General features: G+C 73.7%; 11 protein-coding genes. 9 read left to right on the forward strand and 2 right to left on the reverse strand.

All coding sequences use genetic code 11. The annotated features are described in order from the left end of the window. The first annotated feature begins 24 nt into the window (after positions 1 to 24). From AB0K80_RS33220 to AB0K80_RS33260, 9 genes are all read left to right on the forward strand, one after another. On the forward strand, positions 25 to 2481 hold the full coding sequence (locus AB0K80_RS33220) for a SpoIIE family protein phosphatase (RefSeq protein ID WP_365676166.1): 2457 nt from the start codon (positions 25 to 27) through the stop codon (positions 2479 to 2481). A 204-nt stretch (positions 2482 to 2685) separates the two neighbouring features. Next, positions 2686 to 3111, forward strand: a complete 426-nt coding sequence (locus tag AB0K80_RS33225) for an STAS domain-containing protein (protein ID WP_365676168.1) — start codon at positions 2686 to 2688, stop codon at positions 3109 to 3111. 221 nt (positions 3112 to 3332) lie between these two features. Next, positions 3333 to 4223 carry an STAS domain-containing protein gene (locus AB0K80_RS33230; protein ID WP_365676169.1) on the forward strand — a complete coding sequence of 297 codons (891 nt, stop codon included), beginning with the start codon at positions 3333 to 3335 and terminating at the stop codon, positions 4221 to 4223. Next, positions 4220 to 4639: an STAS domain-containing protein gene (locus AB0K80_RS33235; RefSeq protein WP_365676171.1), complete on the forward strand. Its 420-nt coding sequence runs from the start codon at positions 4220 to 4222 to the stop codon at positions 4637 to 4639. The genes AB0K80_RS33230 and AB0K80_RS33235 overlap by 4 nt, the downstream gene beginning before the upstream one ends. Continuing rightward, a complete protein-coding gene (locus tag AB0K80_RS33240) occupies positions 4639 to 5079 on the forward strand; it encodes an anti-sigma regulatory factor (RefSeq protein WP_365676185.1) in 441 nt (146 codons plus the stop codon). The genes AB0K80_RS33235 and AB0K80_RS33240 overlap by 1 nt, the downstream gene beginning before the upstream one ends. Beyond that, positions 5079 to 6341: an ATP-binding SpoIIE family protein phosphatase gene (locus AB0K80_RS33245; protein ID WP_365676173.1), complete on the forward strand. Its 1263-nt coding sequence runs from the start codon at positions 5079 to 5081 to the stop codon at positions 6339 to 6341. The genes AB0K80_RS33240 and AB0K80_RS33245 overlap by 1 nt, the downstream gene beginning before the upstream one ends. Next, complete coding sequence (locus AB0K80_RS33250) at positions 6338 to 8068, forward strand: SpoIIE family protein phosphatase (protein ID WP_365676175.1); 1731 nt, start codon at positions 6338 to 6340, stop codon at positions 8066 to 8068. Before AB0K80_RS33245 ends, AB0K80_RS33250 begins: the two co-directional genes overlap by 4 nt. A 218-nt stretch (positions 8069 to 8286) precedes the next feature. Then, positions 8287 to 9660 (forward strand): NAD(P)/FAD-dependent oxidoreductase, encoded by a 1374-nt coding sequence (locus AB0K80_RS33255; protein WP_365676177.1) that lies wholly within the window; start codon positions 8287 to 8289, stop codon positions 9658 to 9660. A gap of 79 nt (positions 9661 to 9739) precedes the next feature. Further along, positions 9740 to 11974, forward strand: coding sequence for an FUSC family protein (locus tag AB0K80_RS33260; RefSeq protein ID WP_365676179.1), 2235 nt, complete (start codon positions 9740 to 9742; stop codon positions 11972 to 11974). A gap of 3 nt (positions 11975 to 11977) precedes the next feature. Here the strand turns inward: AB0K80_RS33260 and AB0K80_RS33265 are convergent, their stop codons facing one another. Both AB0K80_RS33265 and AB0K80_RS33270 read right to left on the reverse strand, forming a co-directional pair. Continuing rightward, positions 11978 to 12409 carry a hypothetical protein gene (locus AB0K80_RS33265; RefSeq protein WP_365676181.1) on the reverse strand — a complete coding sequence of 144 codons (432 nt, stop codon included), beginning with the start codon at positions 12407 to 12409 and terminating at the stop codon, positions 11978 to 11980. 28 nt (positions 12410 to 12437) lie between these two features. After that, the gene (locus AB0K80_RS33270; protein WP_365676183.1) at positions 12438 to 13274 is read right to left on the reverse strand and encodes a DUF1206 domain-containing protein; all 837 of its coding nucleotides are present in this window, start codon (positions 13272 to 13274) and stop codon (positions 12438 to 12440) included. Positions 13275 to 13434 lie beyond the last annotated feature (160 nt).

The raw sequence follows: 13434 nt of genomic DNA on the forward strand, positions 1-13434 counted from the left end.
CCGCAGCCGAGGAGCATCCGCACCGTGACCACCCCCGAGCACCCGGGCGAGCCGGACTCCGGTGAGCCGCAGCTCGCCGCCCCCGGCCCGGCGTCCGCGCCGGTCGTCCCCGCCGACGGCGGACAGCCCGCCGACCTGGCGGGCGTCTCCACCGCCTCCCCGGTGGGCAGACTGGCGGCCACCGTGGAGCGGCTCAGCCGCGAGGTGCGTGCCGCCCACGCCGAGGCGGAGGGGCGCGCCCTGATCGAGCTGGCCAAGGGCATCCTCGTCGAGCGCCTCAAGTGCGGTCCGGCCCAGGCCGCGCGGCAGCTCGCCGAGCTGACCGAGCAGGCCGGGGTGACGCCGCTGGAGTTCGCGGTCGAGGTGATCAACCAGGCCGCCCGGGACCGGATGTCGGAGGTGACGGACGCGTTCCTGGCCGCCACCGCCGCGGCCGCCGAGGCGGAGGCCGAGTCGGCGGCCGTGCGGCTGCGCGCGGCCGAGAGCGGCGCGCTCGCGGCGGACGACACGCAGTCCGTCGCCGAGGCCCTGCTGGAGCAGGCGCTGCGGCCGCTCGGCGCGGTGGCCGTGGCCATCTGGGCCGCGGGTTCGGACGGTTCGCTGACGCTGGCGGGCAGCGCCGGCTTCTCGCCCGCTGAGGCCGCCCGCTGGCACTACGTCCCGCCGGACGTGGCGACGGTGGCGCGGCGCGGTCTCACCGAGCGCACCGGCCAGTGGATGACGTCGCTCGCCGCGACGGGGCTGCCGTCCATCGGCCGGTACCAGTACCCGGAGGGCGGCCGGGCGGCGGTGCCCGCCGGGACCGGGGGCCGGCTGCACGGCGTCCTGGAGATCGTGTGGCCCACTCCCCTGCCGCCGCAGCCGCCGCAGATCGTCCGTCAGGTCGAGGCGCTGGCCGAGCTGTGCGCCCACACGCTGGAGACGTACACGGTGCTGCACGGTGCCGTCCGGGAGCCGCGCCTGCTGCCGGACGCCGCGGAGCTGATGGACCTCGCCGACGGGCTGCACGACCCGGCGCTGGTCCTCGTACCGCACCTGGACGCCTCGGGGAACCTGGTCGACTTCCGCATCCAGCACGTCAACAACCGCTTCCTGGACCCCGCCGGACGGCCCCGCGCCGTGGTCAACGGGGCGCTGCTGCTGGAGGCCTACCCGATGGCCGCCGCGGACAGCGAGCTGTTCCAGCGCATCGAGCGGGTGTACGCCACGGGTGAGCCGTTCCGGGCCAAGCGGATGCATCTGACCGCCCTGGTGGACCAGGTGCCGCTGTCGGCGGTGGCGGACATCAGCATCAGCCGGCACGGCACGGCCGTGCTGCTCATCTGGCGCATCGAGGACGAGACGGCACGGCTGGCGAGTCTGCTGCAGCACGCCCAGCGGCTCGGCCGGATCGGCGGCTTCGAGGAGAACCTGCTCACCGGGGAGATCACCTGGAACGGGCAGCTGTTCGACCTGTACGGGCGCCCGCAGTCGAGCCCTCCGGTGCCTCTGGAAGAGCTGCCCGCCCACGCCCACCCGGACGACGCGGTCACCATCCGGCGTTTCCTGCGCACCCTGCTGCACCACCGGCGGCCGGCCTCCGCGGCCTTCCGCCTCCAGCGGCCCGACGGGGTGACCCGGCACATCCGGGTCGTGGCCGAGCCGGTGCTCGACACCGACGACCGGCTGCTGGTGGTGCGCGGCGCCTACCAGGACATCTCCGCCCAGCACTGGACCGAGGTGGCGCTGGCCGCCACGCGTGACCAGCTGGCGCACACCGAGCAGCACGCCAGCGAGCGCGACCGGCTGGCGCTGCAGTTGCAGCACGCCATCATGCCGCCCACGCAGGCGCCGCTGGAGGTGCCGGGGCTGCGGGTGGCCGTACGCTACCGGCCCGCGGAGACCGAGCAGCTGGTGGGCGGCGACTGGTACGACGCCGTCGTCCTGCCGTCCCGGCTGGTGCTGGTGTGCGTGGGGGACGTGGCCGGCCACGGCATAGAGGCCGCGACCAGCATGGTGGTGCTGCGCAACGCGCTGCGCGGGCTCGCCGTCACCGGCGCCGGGCCGGGTCAGCTGCTGTCCTGGCTGAACATCGTGGCGCACCACCTCACGGGCGCGGTCACCGCCACGGCGGTGTGCGGCCTGTACGACCCCGAGCGGCGCACCCTGCGCTGGGCCAGGGCCGGTCATCTGCCGCCCGTGCTGGTCCGGGACCGCAAGGCCGCTCCGCTGCCGCTGGTCAAGGGCATGCTGCTGGGGGCCGTACCGGAGGCCACGTACGAGGAGACGGAGGTCGAGCTGGCCGCCGAGGACACCTTGCTGATGTACACGGACGGTCTGATCGAACGCCGGGACCGCTCGGTGGAGGAGTCCCTGACGCAGCTGCTGAGCACCGCCGGTTCGGCTCCCAGCACCCTGGACCAGCAGCTCGACCGGCTGCTGACCTACAGCCGTTCGGACACGGACGACGACACCTGCATCGTGGGCATCCAGGTCGGGTGACACGCGGCTGACCAGGCCGTGTGACGCGGCAGGCATGACGGGGCGTTTTCCGGGTAAGCGCGGGGCGCGGCGAGACACGATCCGCTGGTGAGGGGGCACAGCACCCATGAGAGCTTGATCACCCACAGCCGTCGGGAACCGGTGTGCATCAAAGTCGCTTACAGGGGTAACCAGCCCAGGCCATCTGCACTGTTGGAGGTACTCGTGCCCATTGCCCAGAACCCGCTGTCCGTGGAGGTCGAGCTGCCTCGCGAGGACGTGGCGTTGATCACGGTCGGCGGCTACCTGGACGTCGACACCGCGACGGAGTTCCAGGCCCATCTGGCCAACCAGCTCCACCACGGGCGACGGCACTTCCTGCTCGATCTGTCGGGGGTGCCGTTCATGGACTCGTCGGGTATGAACATCATTCTGCGCGTGTACCAGGAGACCCGGAAGAACGCCGGCAGCGTGCATGTCATCAACCCGGCCCCGGCCGTGCGCCGCATACTCGACCTCACGGGCGTCAGCATCACCGTGCCGGTCTCGCAGAGCGTCGAGGAGGCCCTGGAGCGGGTCGACCGGCTGGCGGACGAGCCCGAGGAGCAGGCCGCCGGAGACGCCCCGGACCAGGGCGGGCAGCCCGCCTGACCAGCCGCCCCACCGGCCCCCGGCCGAACAGCGGTTCACTCCTCGTACGCGCGTCACGCGGGTCGTGAACCGCCGTGCCGCCGCACCGGACCGCCTGCTGTGGATCAGGTGTCGTACGAGGTCGGGCCGTGGTTAGAGTGGTCGGCCGGCAGGACTTACAGCGCCGTCTCGTTGCCTCCAGCGGGTTCGGTGGGACGCAACGTGGATGAGGAGAGAAACAGGTGCCGGAGCACGCAGCGGAGTTGGCAACCCCGTCGCAGGAGGTCGGTGACTTCCTGCGCCGCCGCCGAGAGCAGATCGCGCAGCGGTGGGCCGACGAGCCCCTGTTCCGGACGGTGTTCACCGTCTCGCGGGACGAGGCGGTGGAGGCGGGCAAGGCCATCGTCGACGCGCTGGCCCAGGTCGCCGACGCGCAACAGGTGGAGGACCCGGACGCCGCGGGGTTCAGCGGGGTGCGCGAGCAGCTGGCCCGGATGGGCGCGGCCCGCTCCCGCGCGGGGCTGTCCAACACGCAGGTCTCCAGCGAACTGGCGGCGCTGCGCCCGCCCGTGGAGAACCTCCTGGCCGCGGACCTCGATGAGGTGCCCGCCGAGCATCTGCGGGCGTGCGCGACCACGCTGACGGTGCTGATGGGCACCCTGCGGCTGGTCGCCATGCAGACCGCGCTGAGCGAGAACCAGGCGCTCATCGACCGCCAGCGGCTCCAGCTGATGGAGGTGGCCACGCCCGTCATCCGCCTGTGGGACGGCATCGTGGCCGTGCCGCTGATCGGCACGCTCGACAGCGCCCGCAGCCAGGTGGTGATGGAGACGCTGCTGAACGCGGTCGTCGAGCAGCACGCTCGCTTCGCGATCCTCGACATCACCGGTGTGCCGACGGTCGACTCGCTGGTCGCCCAGCACCTGATGAAGACGGTCGCGGCGGCCCGCCTGATGGGCGCGGAGTGCATCGTCTCCGGCATCCGGCCTGCGATCGCGCAGACCATCGTTCATCTCGGCCTGGACCTGGACGTGATAACCCGGGCGAGTCTCGCCGACGCGCTGGGGTACGCCCTGCACCAGCTCGGCGCCGACATCGTGAACGCGACGCCGGGCGGTGCGGGGCAGCGGTGAGCGACGCGTTCCCACGCCCCGCCACGGGACACGTTCCGGTCCTGCGGCTCGGCGACGTGCTGCTGGTCACCCTCCAGGGAGACCTGCACGACGGCACGGCACAGCAACTTCAGCAGGACCTCACGGAGACCATCTCCCGGACGGGTGTGCGTGGAGTCCTCATCGACATCTCCGGCGTGGAGATCGTCGACTCCTTCCTCGGCCGGGTGCTGGCCGAGATCGCGGCCCAGGCGAAGCTGCTGGCCGCGCGGACCGTGCTGTCCGGTATGCGGCCCGCCGTCGCCATCACCCTGGTGGAACTGGGCCTGACCCTGCCGGGCCTGCACACGGCGCTCAGCACCGAGGCGGCCTTGGAGTTCCTCGGTCAGACCACCTCGCCGTCCCACCCGGACAGTCCGCGCCAGGAGAGTCCGTGATGCACACCGCCGCGGGCGTCGAGGCCTGCCTGCCCATCCGGTCGGACATGGACCTGGTGTGGGTGCGCCAGCATGTGCGGCAGGCCGCCGCCCTGCTCGGCTTCGGTCTGGTCGACCAGACGAAGCTGGTCACCGCGGCCAGCGAGCTGGCCCGCAACACCCTGGTGCACGGCGGTGGCGGACAGATGGAGGCCACCCACGTCACCAGCGGGGGCGTGCACGGACTCCGGCTGACCTTCAGCGACCAGGGCCCCGGCATCCCCGACCTGGACCGGGCGCTCAGCGACGGCTACACCTCCGGCGACGGACTGGGGATGGGCCTCGGGGGTGCGCGGCGTCTGGTGCACGACTTCGCCATCGACAGTGCCCCGGGGGCCGGCACCACCGTGCGGGTGACCTCGTGGGTGGCCGCGCCGCCGCGTCCCCGCGAGGAGGCGTGATGCCACGTGTGTGGGACGTTCCCGTGCACGACTCCACCCGGGTGCGGGACGTGCGGGTGGCCGCGGAGGAGGCGGCCGCCGTCGCCGGGCTCGACGAGCGGCAGACCGCGGCCGCCGCGCTGGTGGCGAGCGAACTGGCGACCAACCTGCTGAAACACGCGGAGGGCGGTGAGGTGCTCATCGACGTCGTGGCCCCGCCCCTGCTGCGGGGCGGCCCGCAGGACTTCCGGGTCGTGCAGATCGCCGCTCTCGACCACGGCCCGGGCATGCCCGACCTGGCGACCGCGCTGCGCGACGGTTTCACCACGACCGGCTCGCTCGGCGCGGGCCTGGGCACCTGCCTGCGGCTCGCCGACGACTTCGACCTGCACAGCGTGCTCGGCCGGGGCACGGTGGCCGTCGCCCGCGTCGGCCGTGTGCCGCGCCGCCGCGGCCTGCTGCGCCTCGGGTCCGCCCTCGCGGGGCCGATCGGCGGGCTGCACGGCGCCCCGCAGGCCGTCCGGGCGGTGCGGCACACGGCCGACGGGGCGGGCGCCAGCCCGGCACCGGCCGCGCGGGACGACCGGCCGGGCGGCGTACCGGCCGGCCGCCCTGCCCCGGGTGGGCGGGGCGGGTCGCCCGAGGGCCCCGGAAGCGGCCGGGCGCCGGTCGGCCGTGTCCGCGCCGGGGGCGTCAACGTCCCCTTCGCGGGGGCCGCGTACTCGGGCGACGCCTGGACCTGGGTGCGGGCCGAGGACCGGGTGACGCTGATGATGGCCGACGGGCTCGGACACGGTCCCGAGGCGGCGCGGGCCTCCACCGCCGCGGTCGAGGCGCTGCACCGCGCGGCGCACCTGACGCCCGCCGAGGCGCTGCGGGAGCTGCACTCGGCGCTGGGCGGCACCCGGGGCGCGGCCGTCGCCGTGGCGCAGCTCGACCTGCGCTCCCGGCGGCTGAGGTTCGCCGGCATAGGGAACATCGGGGCGCGGCTGCGGCAGGACGGCGCCTGGCGCTCCCTGCTGTCCCGGCCCGGCATCGTCGGTGTGCACCGGCCCGGCACGCTGCGCGAGGAGGAGGCCGCCTGGGGGGACGACCGGATGCTGATCCTGCACACCGACGGGCTGCCCAGCCGGTGGACGCCGCCTTCGGACCCCGACCTGCCGCGCGCCGATCCGGCCGTGACGGCCGCGGTGACGATACGCGACGCGAGCAGTTCCGCCCGACCGGTGCGGGACGACACCGCCGTCGCCGTGCTGACCGAGACCCCGTCGGACCGCCCATGATGCGTACTTGGCAGATCACCACCGTGACCGACGCGGCGCAGGCCCGCATCGCCGTGGCGCGCCTGGCCGCCGCGTACGGTGTGCCCACCGTCGAACGCAGCCGCCTGGCCGCCTCGCTCAGCGCCCACCTGCGGCAGTGCCTGACCAAGGGCGGCACCTGGCTGCTGAGTGTGGAGGCGGCCGGCGGCTCCCCGGGCGAGGAGTGTCACCTGCACGCCGTGGTGACGCCCCACCAGGACGCCTGCGCGGCCGGTCAGACGCCGTGGCAGGTGTCCGTTCCGTGCGCACAGGCGGCGGAGGTGCCCGGCGAGGGCATCCTGCCCGACGACGCCGACGCCCTGGCGGAGGCGCTGCTGGGCGCGGACGAGGACACGGCCGTGGTGCTGGACAAGCTCGCCGAGCAGGAGGAGCTCGTCGCCTTCCACCGCGAGGAGCTGCACCAGACCAACCAGGGTGTCCTGGCGCTGCACGCCGAGCTGGACGCGGCGGGGCGGGCGCAGCGGGAGGCGTTCGCGGCGGAGCGCCGGGCGCGCACCGAGGCGGAGAACGCGCGGCGCAGACTGACGTTCCTCGCGGACGCCAGCGCCGTGCTGACGGCGTCCCTCAACCACGACGAGATCGTCCGCCGGCTGCCGGACCTGCTGGTGCCGGAGTACGCGAGCAGCGTCGACGTATGGCTGTTCGACAACGACACCGACGACAAGCGGCGGCCCGCGCCGCACGCGGCCGCCGCCGTGATCGCGGCCCGCACCGGGCGTCCGCAGTACGCGGCCGACCACCCCGGCAACCTGCCCGGCGTGGACGACCAGCCGCCCTCCGCGCTGAACCCGGGCCGGCCGCTGCTGTGCATCCCGCTGCCGACCCGGCGGGCGCCGCTGGGTGTGCTGACGCTGTCGCCGCCCGGGGAGCGCTGGGACCCGGACGACGCGGTGATGCTGATCGAGCTCACCCGGCGGGCCAGCATCGCCATCGACAACGCCCGGCGCTTCGAGCACAACCGGGACATCGCCGAGACGCTGCAGCGCGCCCTGCTCACGGAGCTGCACGCCCCGCCGGGTCTGAGCCTGGCCGCGCGCTATCTGCCCGCCACGCACGGGCTGAACATCGGCGGTGACTGGTACGACGCCTTCCGGCAGCCCGACGGCGGTCTCATCACCGTGGTCGGCGACGTGACCGGGCACGGTCTGCACGCGGCCGTGATGATGAGCCAGCTGCGCACCGCCCTGCGCGCGTACGCGGTGGACGGCGGCAGCCCGGGGCGGTTGCTGACCAAGCTGCACACCTTCCTGCACCACCTCCAGCCGGACCTGTACGCCACCGCGGTCATCGCGCGCTTCCACCCCGAGGAGCCGACGATGCAGTGGGCCGCCGCGGGTCATCCCCCGCCGGTGCTGCGCACCCCGGACGGGCAGGTGCACGTGCTGGACGCCAAGCCGGGCGCCATGCTCGGCATTCCGCTGAAGCAGGAGATCGACGACCACGCCGTGCGCGTGACGCCCGGCTCCACGCTGGCGCTGTACACGGACGGTCTGGTCGAGCGGCGGGCGCGGGGCATAGACCCGGGCATCGAACGGCTCGCGTCGGCGCTGGCCGGATTCAGCTCCTCGGAGCTGGACGCGGACCTCGAGGGCGCGGCGGACGGCATCCTGCATCCGCTGCTGAGCGACTCCGAACGGGACGACGACGTCTGCCTGTTGCTGTGCCATCTGCGGGGGCAGGAGGTCTGAGCGCAGGGCCGCCGGCTCTGCGTGTGCACGCGTTCTTCACTCCTGCCTGGTGCGTTTCGGCCACGACAGGGGCATGGTGGTGATCGACACGTTCCTCTGCCTGCCCCGCCCGGCTCGCGCCCCGGCCGTGGACGCGGTGGGATCGAAGGGGTGCGAAGCCGCGATCCAGGGGCAGGCGAAAGGCGTTCGAGGCAGACCGCCTGGAGCCGCAGAAAGGGATGAACACCGTGACACGACCCAGGATCCTGGTGGTTGGCGCAGGCTTCGCCGGCGTGGAGTGCGTCCGCCGTCTGGAACGCAAACTCTCCCCGGACGAGGCCGACGTCACGCTGGTGACGCCGTTCGCCTACCAGCTGTACCTGCCGCTGCTGCCCCAGGTCGCCTCCGGCGTGCTGACGCCGCAGTCGATCGCCGTCTCCCTGCGCCGCAGCAAGAAGTACCGCACCCGGATCATCCCGGGCGGCGCGATCGGCGTGGACCTGAAGTCCAAGGTCTGCGTGATACGCACCATCACCGACAAGATCGTCAACGAGCCGTACGACTACATCGTGCTGGCTCCCGGCAGCGTCACCCGCACCTTCGACATCCCGGGGCTGACGGACCACGCCTTCGGGATGAAGACGCTCGCCGAGGCCGCCTACATCCGCGACCACGTCATCTCCCAGCTGGACCTGGCCGACGCCAGCCAGGACCCGGCCGAGCGGGAGGCACGGCTGCAGTTCGTGGTGGTCGGCGGCGGGTACGCGGGCACCGAGACGGCGGCCTGCCTGCAGCGGCTGACGCACGCGGCCGTCAGGCGCTACCCGCGCATCGACCCCAAGCTCATCAAGTGGCATCTGATCGACATCGCGCCGAAGCTGATGCCGGAGCTGGGCGAGAAGCTGGGGCGCAGCGCGCAGGAGATCCTGCGCCGGCGCGGCATCGACATCTCGCTGGGGGTGTCCATCGCGAAGGCGGGCCCGGAGGAGGTCACCTTCACCGACGGCCGGGTGATCCCGACCCGGACCCTCATCTGGACCGCCGGCGTGGTCGCCAGTCCGCTGATCGCCACGCTGGGGGCGGAGACCGTCAAGGGGCGGCTCGCGGTCACCGCCGACATGTGCCTGCCGGGCCACGACGGGGTGTTCGCGCTCGGCGACGCCGCCGCGGTGCCCGACCTGGCCAAGGGCGAGGAGGGTGCCGTCTGCCCGCCCACGGCCCAGCACGCCATGCGGCAGGGCCGGCACGTCGCCGACAACGTCATCGCGACCCTGCGCGACCAGCCGATGCGGCCGTACACGCACAAGGACCTCGGGCTGGTGGTGGACCTCGGCGGCAAGGACGCGGTGTCCAAGCCGCTGGGCGTCGAGCTGCGGGGCCTGCCCGCCCAGGCGGTGGCCCGCGGCTACCACTGGTCGGCGCTGCGCACCAACGTGGCCAAGACCCGGGTGATGACGAACTGGCTGCTCAACGCGGTCGCCGGGGACGACTTCGTACGGACGGGGTTCCAGGCCCGCAAACCGGCCAAGCTGAAGGACTTCGAGTACACCGACCAGTACCTGACGCCGGAGCAGGTGCGGGCGCACGTCGAGGGCACCGCGGCGCGCAGCTGAGGCACGCAGGTCCTGATCCGGCCCGGGGTACGGGTGCCGCGGGCCGGGTCCGGGTGGGAGAAGGAGAGAGTACGGCGGCGTGAGGGCAGCGGAGCGGTCGGTGCGGGCACGGCTGAGGGACCGGGTCATGGCGTCCGATCCGGGGCTGCTGCGGCTGACGGCCGGACTGCGGACGGTGGGGGCCATCGCCCTTGCTCTGGCGGTCCTCGCCGCGCTGCGGGCCGACGTGCCGCATCTGGTGGCCGGGGCGATGGCGGCGATGGCGGCGACGTTCGCCATCCGGGAGAAGCAGCCCGCGGCGCAGGCCGTCACGCTGGCGCTGGGGCTGCCGGTGGCGCTGGCCTCGGTGTCCCTGGGCGCGGCGCTCAACACGCGGGTCGTGGTCGGGGACGTCTTCTTCGTCCTGCTGATCTTCTGTGCCGTCTACGGCCGGCGGTTCGGCGACCGGGGCACCGCGCTCGGCCTGATCGGCTTCCAGGTGTACTTCCTGTCCCTGTTCGTCGGCGCGAAGCCCTCGGCGCTGCCCGCGCTGTGCGGGGTGATCACGGTGGCGTTCGCGTGCAGCGCGGTGACGCGTTTCGCCCTGGTGCCCGCGACGCCCGCGAGGGTGCTGCTGCGGCTGCGGCGGGCCTTCCGGGCGCGGCTGGCGCAGCTGGTGTCGGCGCAGATCGAGCTGCTGGACGCAGGTCCTCACGAGGTGGGCAGGGCCCTGGAGGCGGTCCGTGAGGGCACCGCCCGGCTGCACGAGACGGCTTTGATGATCCAGGGCCGGCTGGAGGAGGGGACGCCCGACGAGTCCGTGGCCCGGCTGGTACAGCGGCGTGTCGCGGACGCCGAGATCGCCGCCGAGCGGCTGGGGCTGCTCGTGCTGTCGGCGCGCGGCGCCGAGCGGGCCGACACCCTCACCCTGCATCTGCCGGGCGCTCCCGCCCCGTCGGTGGGCCGGCCGGCCGGGGCGGACGAGGCCGGTGCCGCCCTGCGCCGCGACCTGATGGCGCTGCGCCTGCTGGTGGAGCGGGTCGGGGACGCCGGAACCGGGCTGGCCCAGGTGCGCAACCGGCTGCTCGGCTACCGCGACGAGGAGAACCTGCCGGCTGCCGCCCCGGCCGTCCAGGACGTGTTCCGGGGCATCGGCGAGGCCGCCCGCGCGGTGCTGGGGCTGCGGATCGCCCTGGACGGGCCGCAGGACGAGTCGGACGACACGCCGGCGACGACGCGGTCCCGGGAGGAGCTGGACGCCGAGGACGCCGCGATCGACGCGGGCGAGGACGACGCGCCGCAGGAGGAGCAGACGGGGCTGCGGCGGCCCACCACCCGTGCGGCGGTCCAGGTGGCCGTGGGCTCCGCGCTCGCCATCGCCGGCGGCGAGCTGCTGTCCTCGCAGCGCTGGTACTGGGCCGTGCTGACCTGCTGGATCGTCTTCCTCAACACCGCCTCCACCGGCGAGATCCTGGTCAAGGGGTATCGCCGGCTGCTGGGGACGGTGTTCGGGGTCGCGGCCGGGGCGCTGCTGGCGGGGCTGGCCGGCGGCCACACCTGGACGTCTTTCGCGCTGGTGCTGGTGCTGCTGTTCGCGATGTTCTACACGGCGCCGCTGTCGTACACGCTGATGTCGTTCTTCGTCACGGCGATGCTGGGGCTGCTGTACACGCTGCTGCAGACCTACAGCGTCGACGTGCTGGTGCTGCGGGTGGAGGAGACGGCGCTGGGCGCGGCGTGCGGGATCGTCGCGGCGGCGCTGGTGCTGCCGGTGCACACGGACCGCCGTACGAACGAGCTCCTGGTCACCGTGCTGGAGCGGCTGGCCGATGTGGCCGAGGCCGCCGTCGGGCAGCTCAGCGGCGGCCCCGCGGACGAGCTGCTGGACAAGGCGCGGGACCTGGACCAGGCGCTGGCCGAACTGCGGGCCGCCACGCAGCCGCTCACCCACCCGGTGACGCCGTTGCGGGCCCGGCGCAGCACCGCGCAGTACGTCGTCGCGCTGCTGGAGACCTGCGCGTACCACGCGCGTTCGCTGGCGGCGACGGCGGAGCTGCTGCCCACGCACCCGTCGATCGCGGCGGATCCGCGGCTGCGCGGGGCGGCCGGGCGCACGGTGCGCAACATCCGGACCATCGCGGCGCGCGTGGCGGACGAGGGGGCCGGCGGGCAGGTGGAGTCCGGCCCGAGCATCGCCTCGCTCCTGGAGTCCGCCACGTCCGGCACTTCGCGGTACGGCAGGATCACCGACCGTGTGCTGCGGCACCTGGAGCGCCTGGACGAGGCCGTGCTGGGCCTCGCCCGGCCGCTGAAGGTGCCGGCGCCGCGGCCGTAGCGCTCAGAAGTCGGTGGGCAGTCCGCTCACCTCGGCGATGCCCCGCAGCTCCTCGTTCTGGCGGTGGCGTTCCCGGATGTAGTCGGCGATCTCGCCGAGGCGGACCGGGTCGGAGGCGGTGGCCGCGTCGGTGACCACCCGGACCGGGCCGGTGTCGTCGATGTGGAGTTCGATCACTTCGTTGTCGAGGCGGCCGGTGACGGCGGTGGCGATGACGAGGGCGGCCTCGTCGCGGATCTCCTGCGGCAGCTCCTCGCTCTCCCCGCTGTCCAGCGCGAGGTCGACGGGGGGCAGACGCTCCTCGTCGATGGCGCGCAGCACCGGCTCCACGACGCTCAGCAGCAGCCGGTAGTCCTCCGTGTCCATCCGGATGCGCAGGAGGTCCAGGTAGACGTCCACGGGCCGGCCGTCCGGCGGAATCTCGGAATCGCTCATTCGACCCGTGTTCCCCGTACGTGCTGGCTCAGACCCTGCGCCAGCGGGCCATCGCGAAGGAGAACACCCCGAACAGCATCAGACCGGCCGCGACGCAGACCAGCAGCCACGGGCCGAGCGGGGTGTCGGCGAAGGAGCGCAGGGTGTCGTCCAGGCCCTTGGCGCGATGGGGTTCTGCGTCGATCGCCGCGCGTACGGCGAAGACGCCCGCCACGGCGAACACCAGGCCCCGGGCCGCGCCGCCCGCGACGCCCGTGACGTCCACCAGGCGCCGGACGCCGGGGCTCATCTGGGTGAGCTTCATCTTGGCGTGGTACTTGCGCAGCACCGCCCGGACGGCGATCCCCAGGCCCACACCGACGATCGTCACCCCAGCCGCGCCCACCAGCCACTGTCCGGCGGGCACCTGCAGCAGCCGGGCGGTGACGTCCCGGGACTGCTGGTCGCTCGATCCGCTCCTGTTGTTCCGGCTGACCGCGAACGACAGCACGGAGTAGGCGACGAAGGTGTAGAACACGCAGCGGGCCGTGGCCAGCAGCCGCTTCTTCGGCTTGCGGCCGTCCTTGCCGACCGAGCCGAACAGCGCTTCCGACAGCCGCCACAGGGCCATGCCGGCCAGTCCGATGCCCAGCGCCCACAGCAGGACCGCGCCGAACGGCTTGCCGGACAGTTCGGCGAGGGCGCCGCCGCGGTCCGCCTGCTCGCCCGTGTCGCCGAACGCGATCTGGACGGCGAGCATCCCGACCAGCAGATAGATCACACCTCTTGCGGTGAGGCCCGCCCGTGCGGCCCCCTCCATCACCGACCCGTTGGCCGCCCGCCGTGCCTCCGCCTGTCCCGTCCGTGCCACAGCACTCGTGTTCATTCTCGACCTCCCGGCATCCGAATGCCCCGGCCGGGCCCGCACACACCCGGGCCTTCGGACGGCGCCGATCTGCTGGGCCTGGTCCTCCGCCGCGCGGGCGTCGGCCACGGCCTGGGCGAGGTCGGTGCTCATGCGGCACCCCCGATGCGGATCTCGGTCC

It is taken from the genome of Streptomyces sp. NPDC052682 (genome assembly GCF_040678435.1).
In the GTDB taxonomy this organism is placed as follows: Bacteria; Actinomycetota; Actinomycetes; order Streptomycetales; family Streptomycetaceae; genus Streptomyces.

Coding starts and splice junctions, on each gene's coding strand:
- AB0K80_RS33265 (WP_365676181.1), bottom strand. CDS start 12,409: ATGAGCGATTCCGAGATTCCGCCGGACGGCCGGCCCGTGGACGTCTAC.
- AB0K80_RS33255 (WP_365676177.1), top strand. CDS start 8,287: ATGAACACCGTGACACGACCCAGGATCCTGGTGGTTGGCGCAGGCTTC.
- AB0K80_RS33240 (WP_365676185.1), top strand. CDS start 4,639: ATGCACACCGCCGCGGGCGTCGAGGCCTGCCTGCCCATCCGGTCGGAC.
- AB0K80_RS33250 (WP_365676175.1), top strand. CDS start 6,338: ATGATGCGTACTTGGCAGATCACCACCGTGACCGACGCGGCGCAGGCC.
- AB0K80_RS33270 (WP_365676183.1), bottom strand. CDS start 13,274: ATGAACACGAGTGCTGTGGCACGGACGGGACAGGCGGAGGCACGGCGG.
- AB0K80_RS33245 (WP_365676173.1), top strand. CDS start 5,079: ATGCCACGTGTGTGGGACGTTCCCGTGCACGACTCCACCCGGGTGCGG.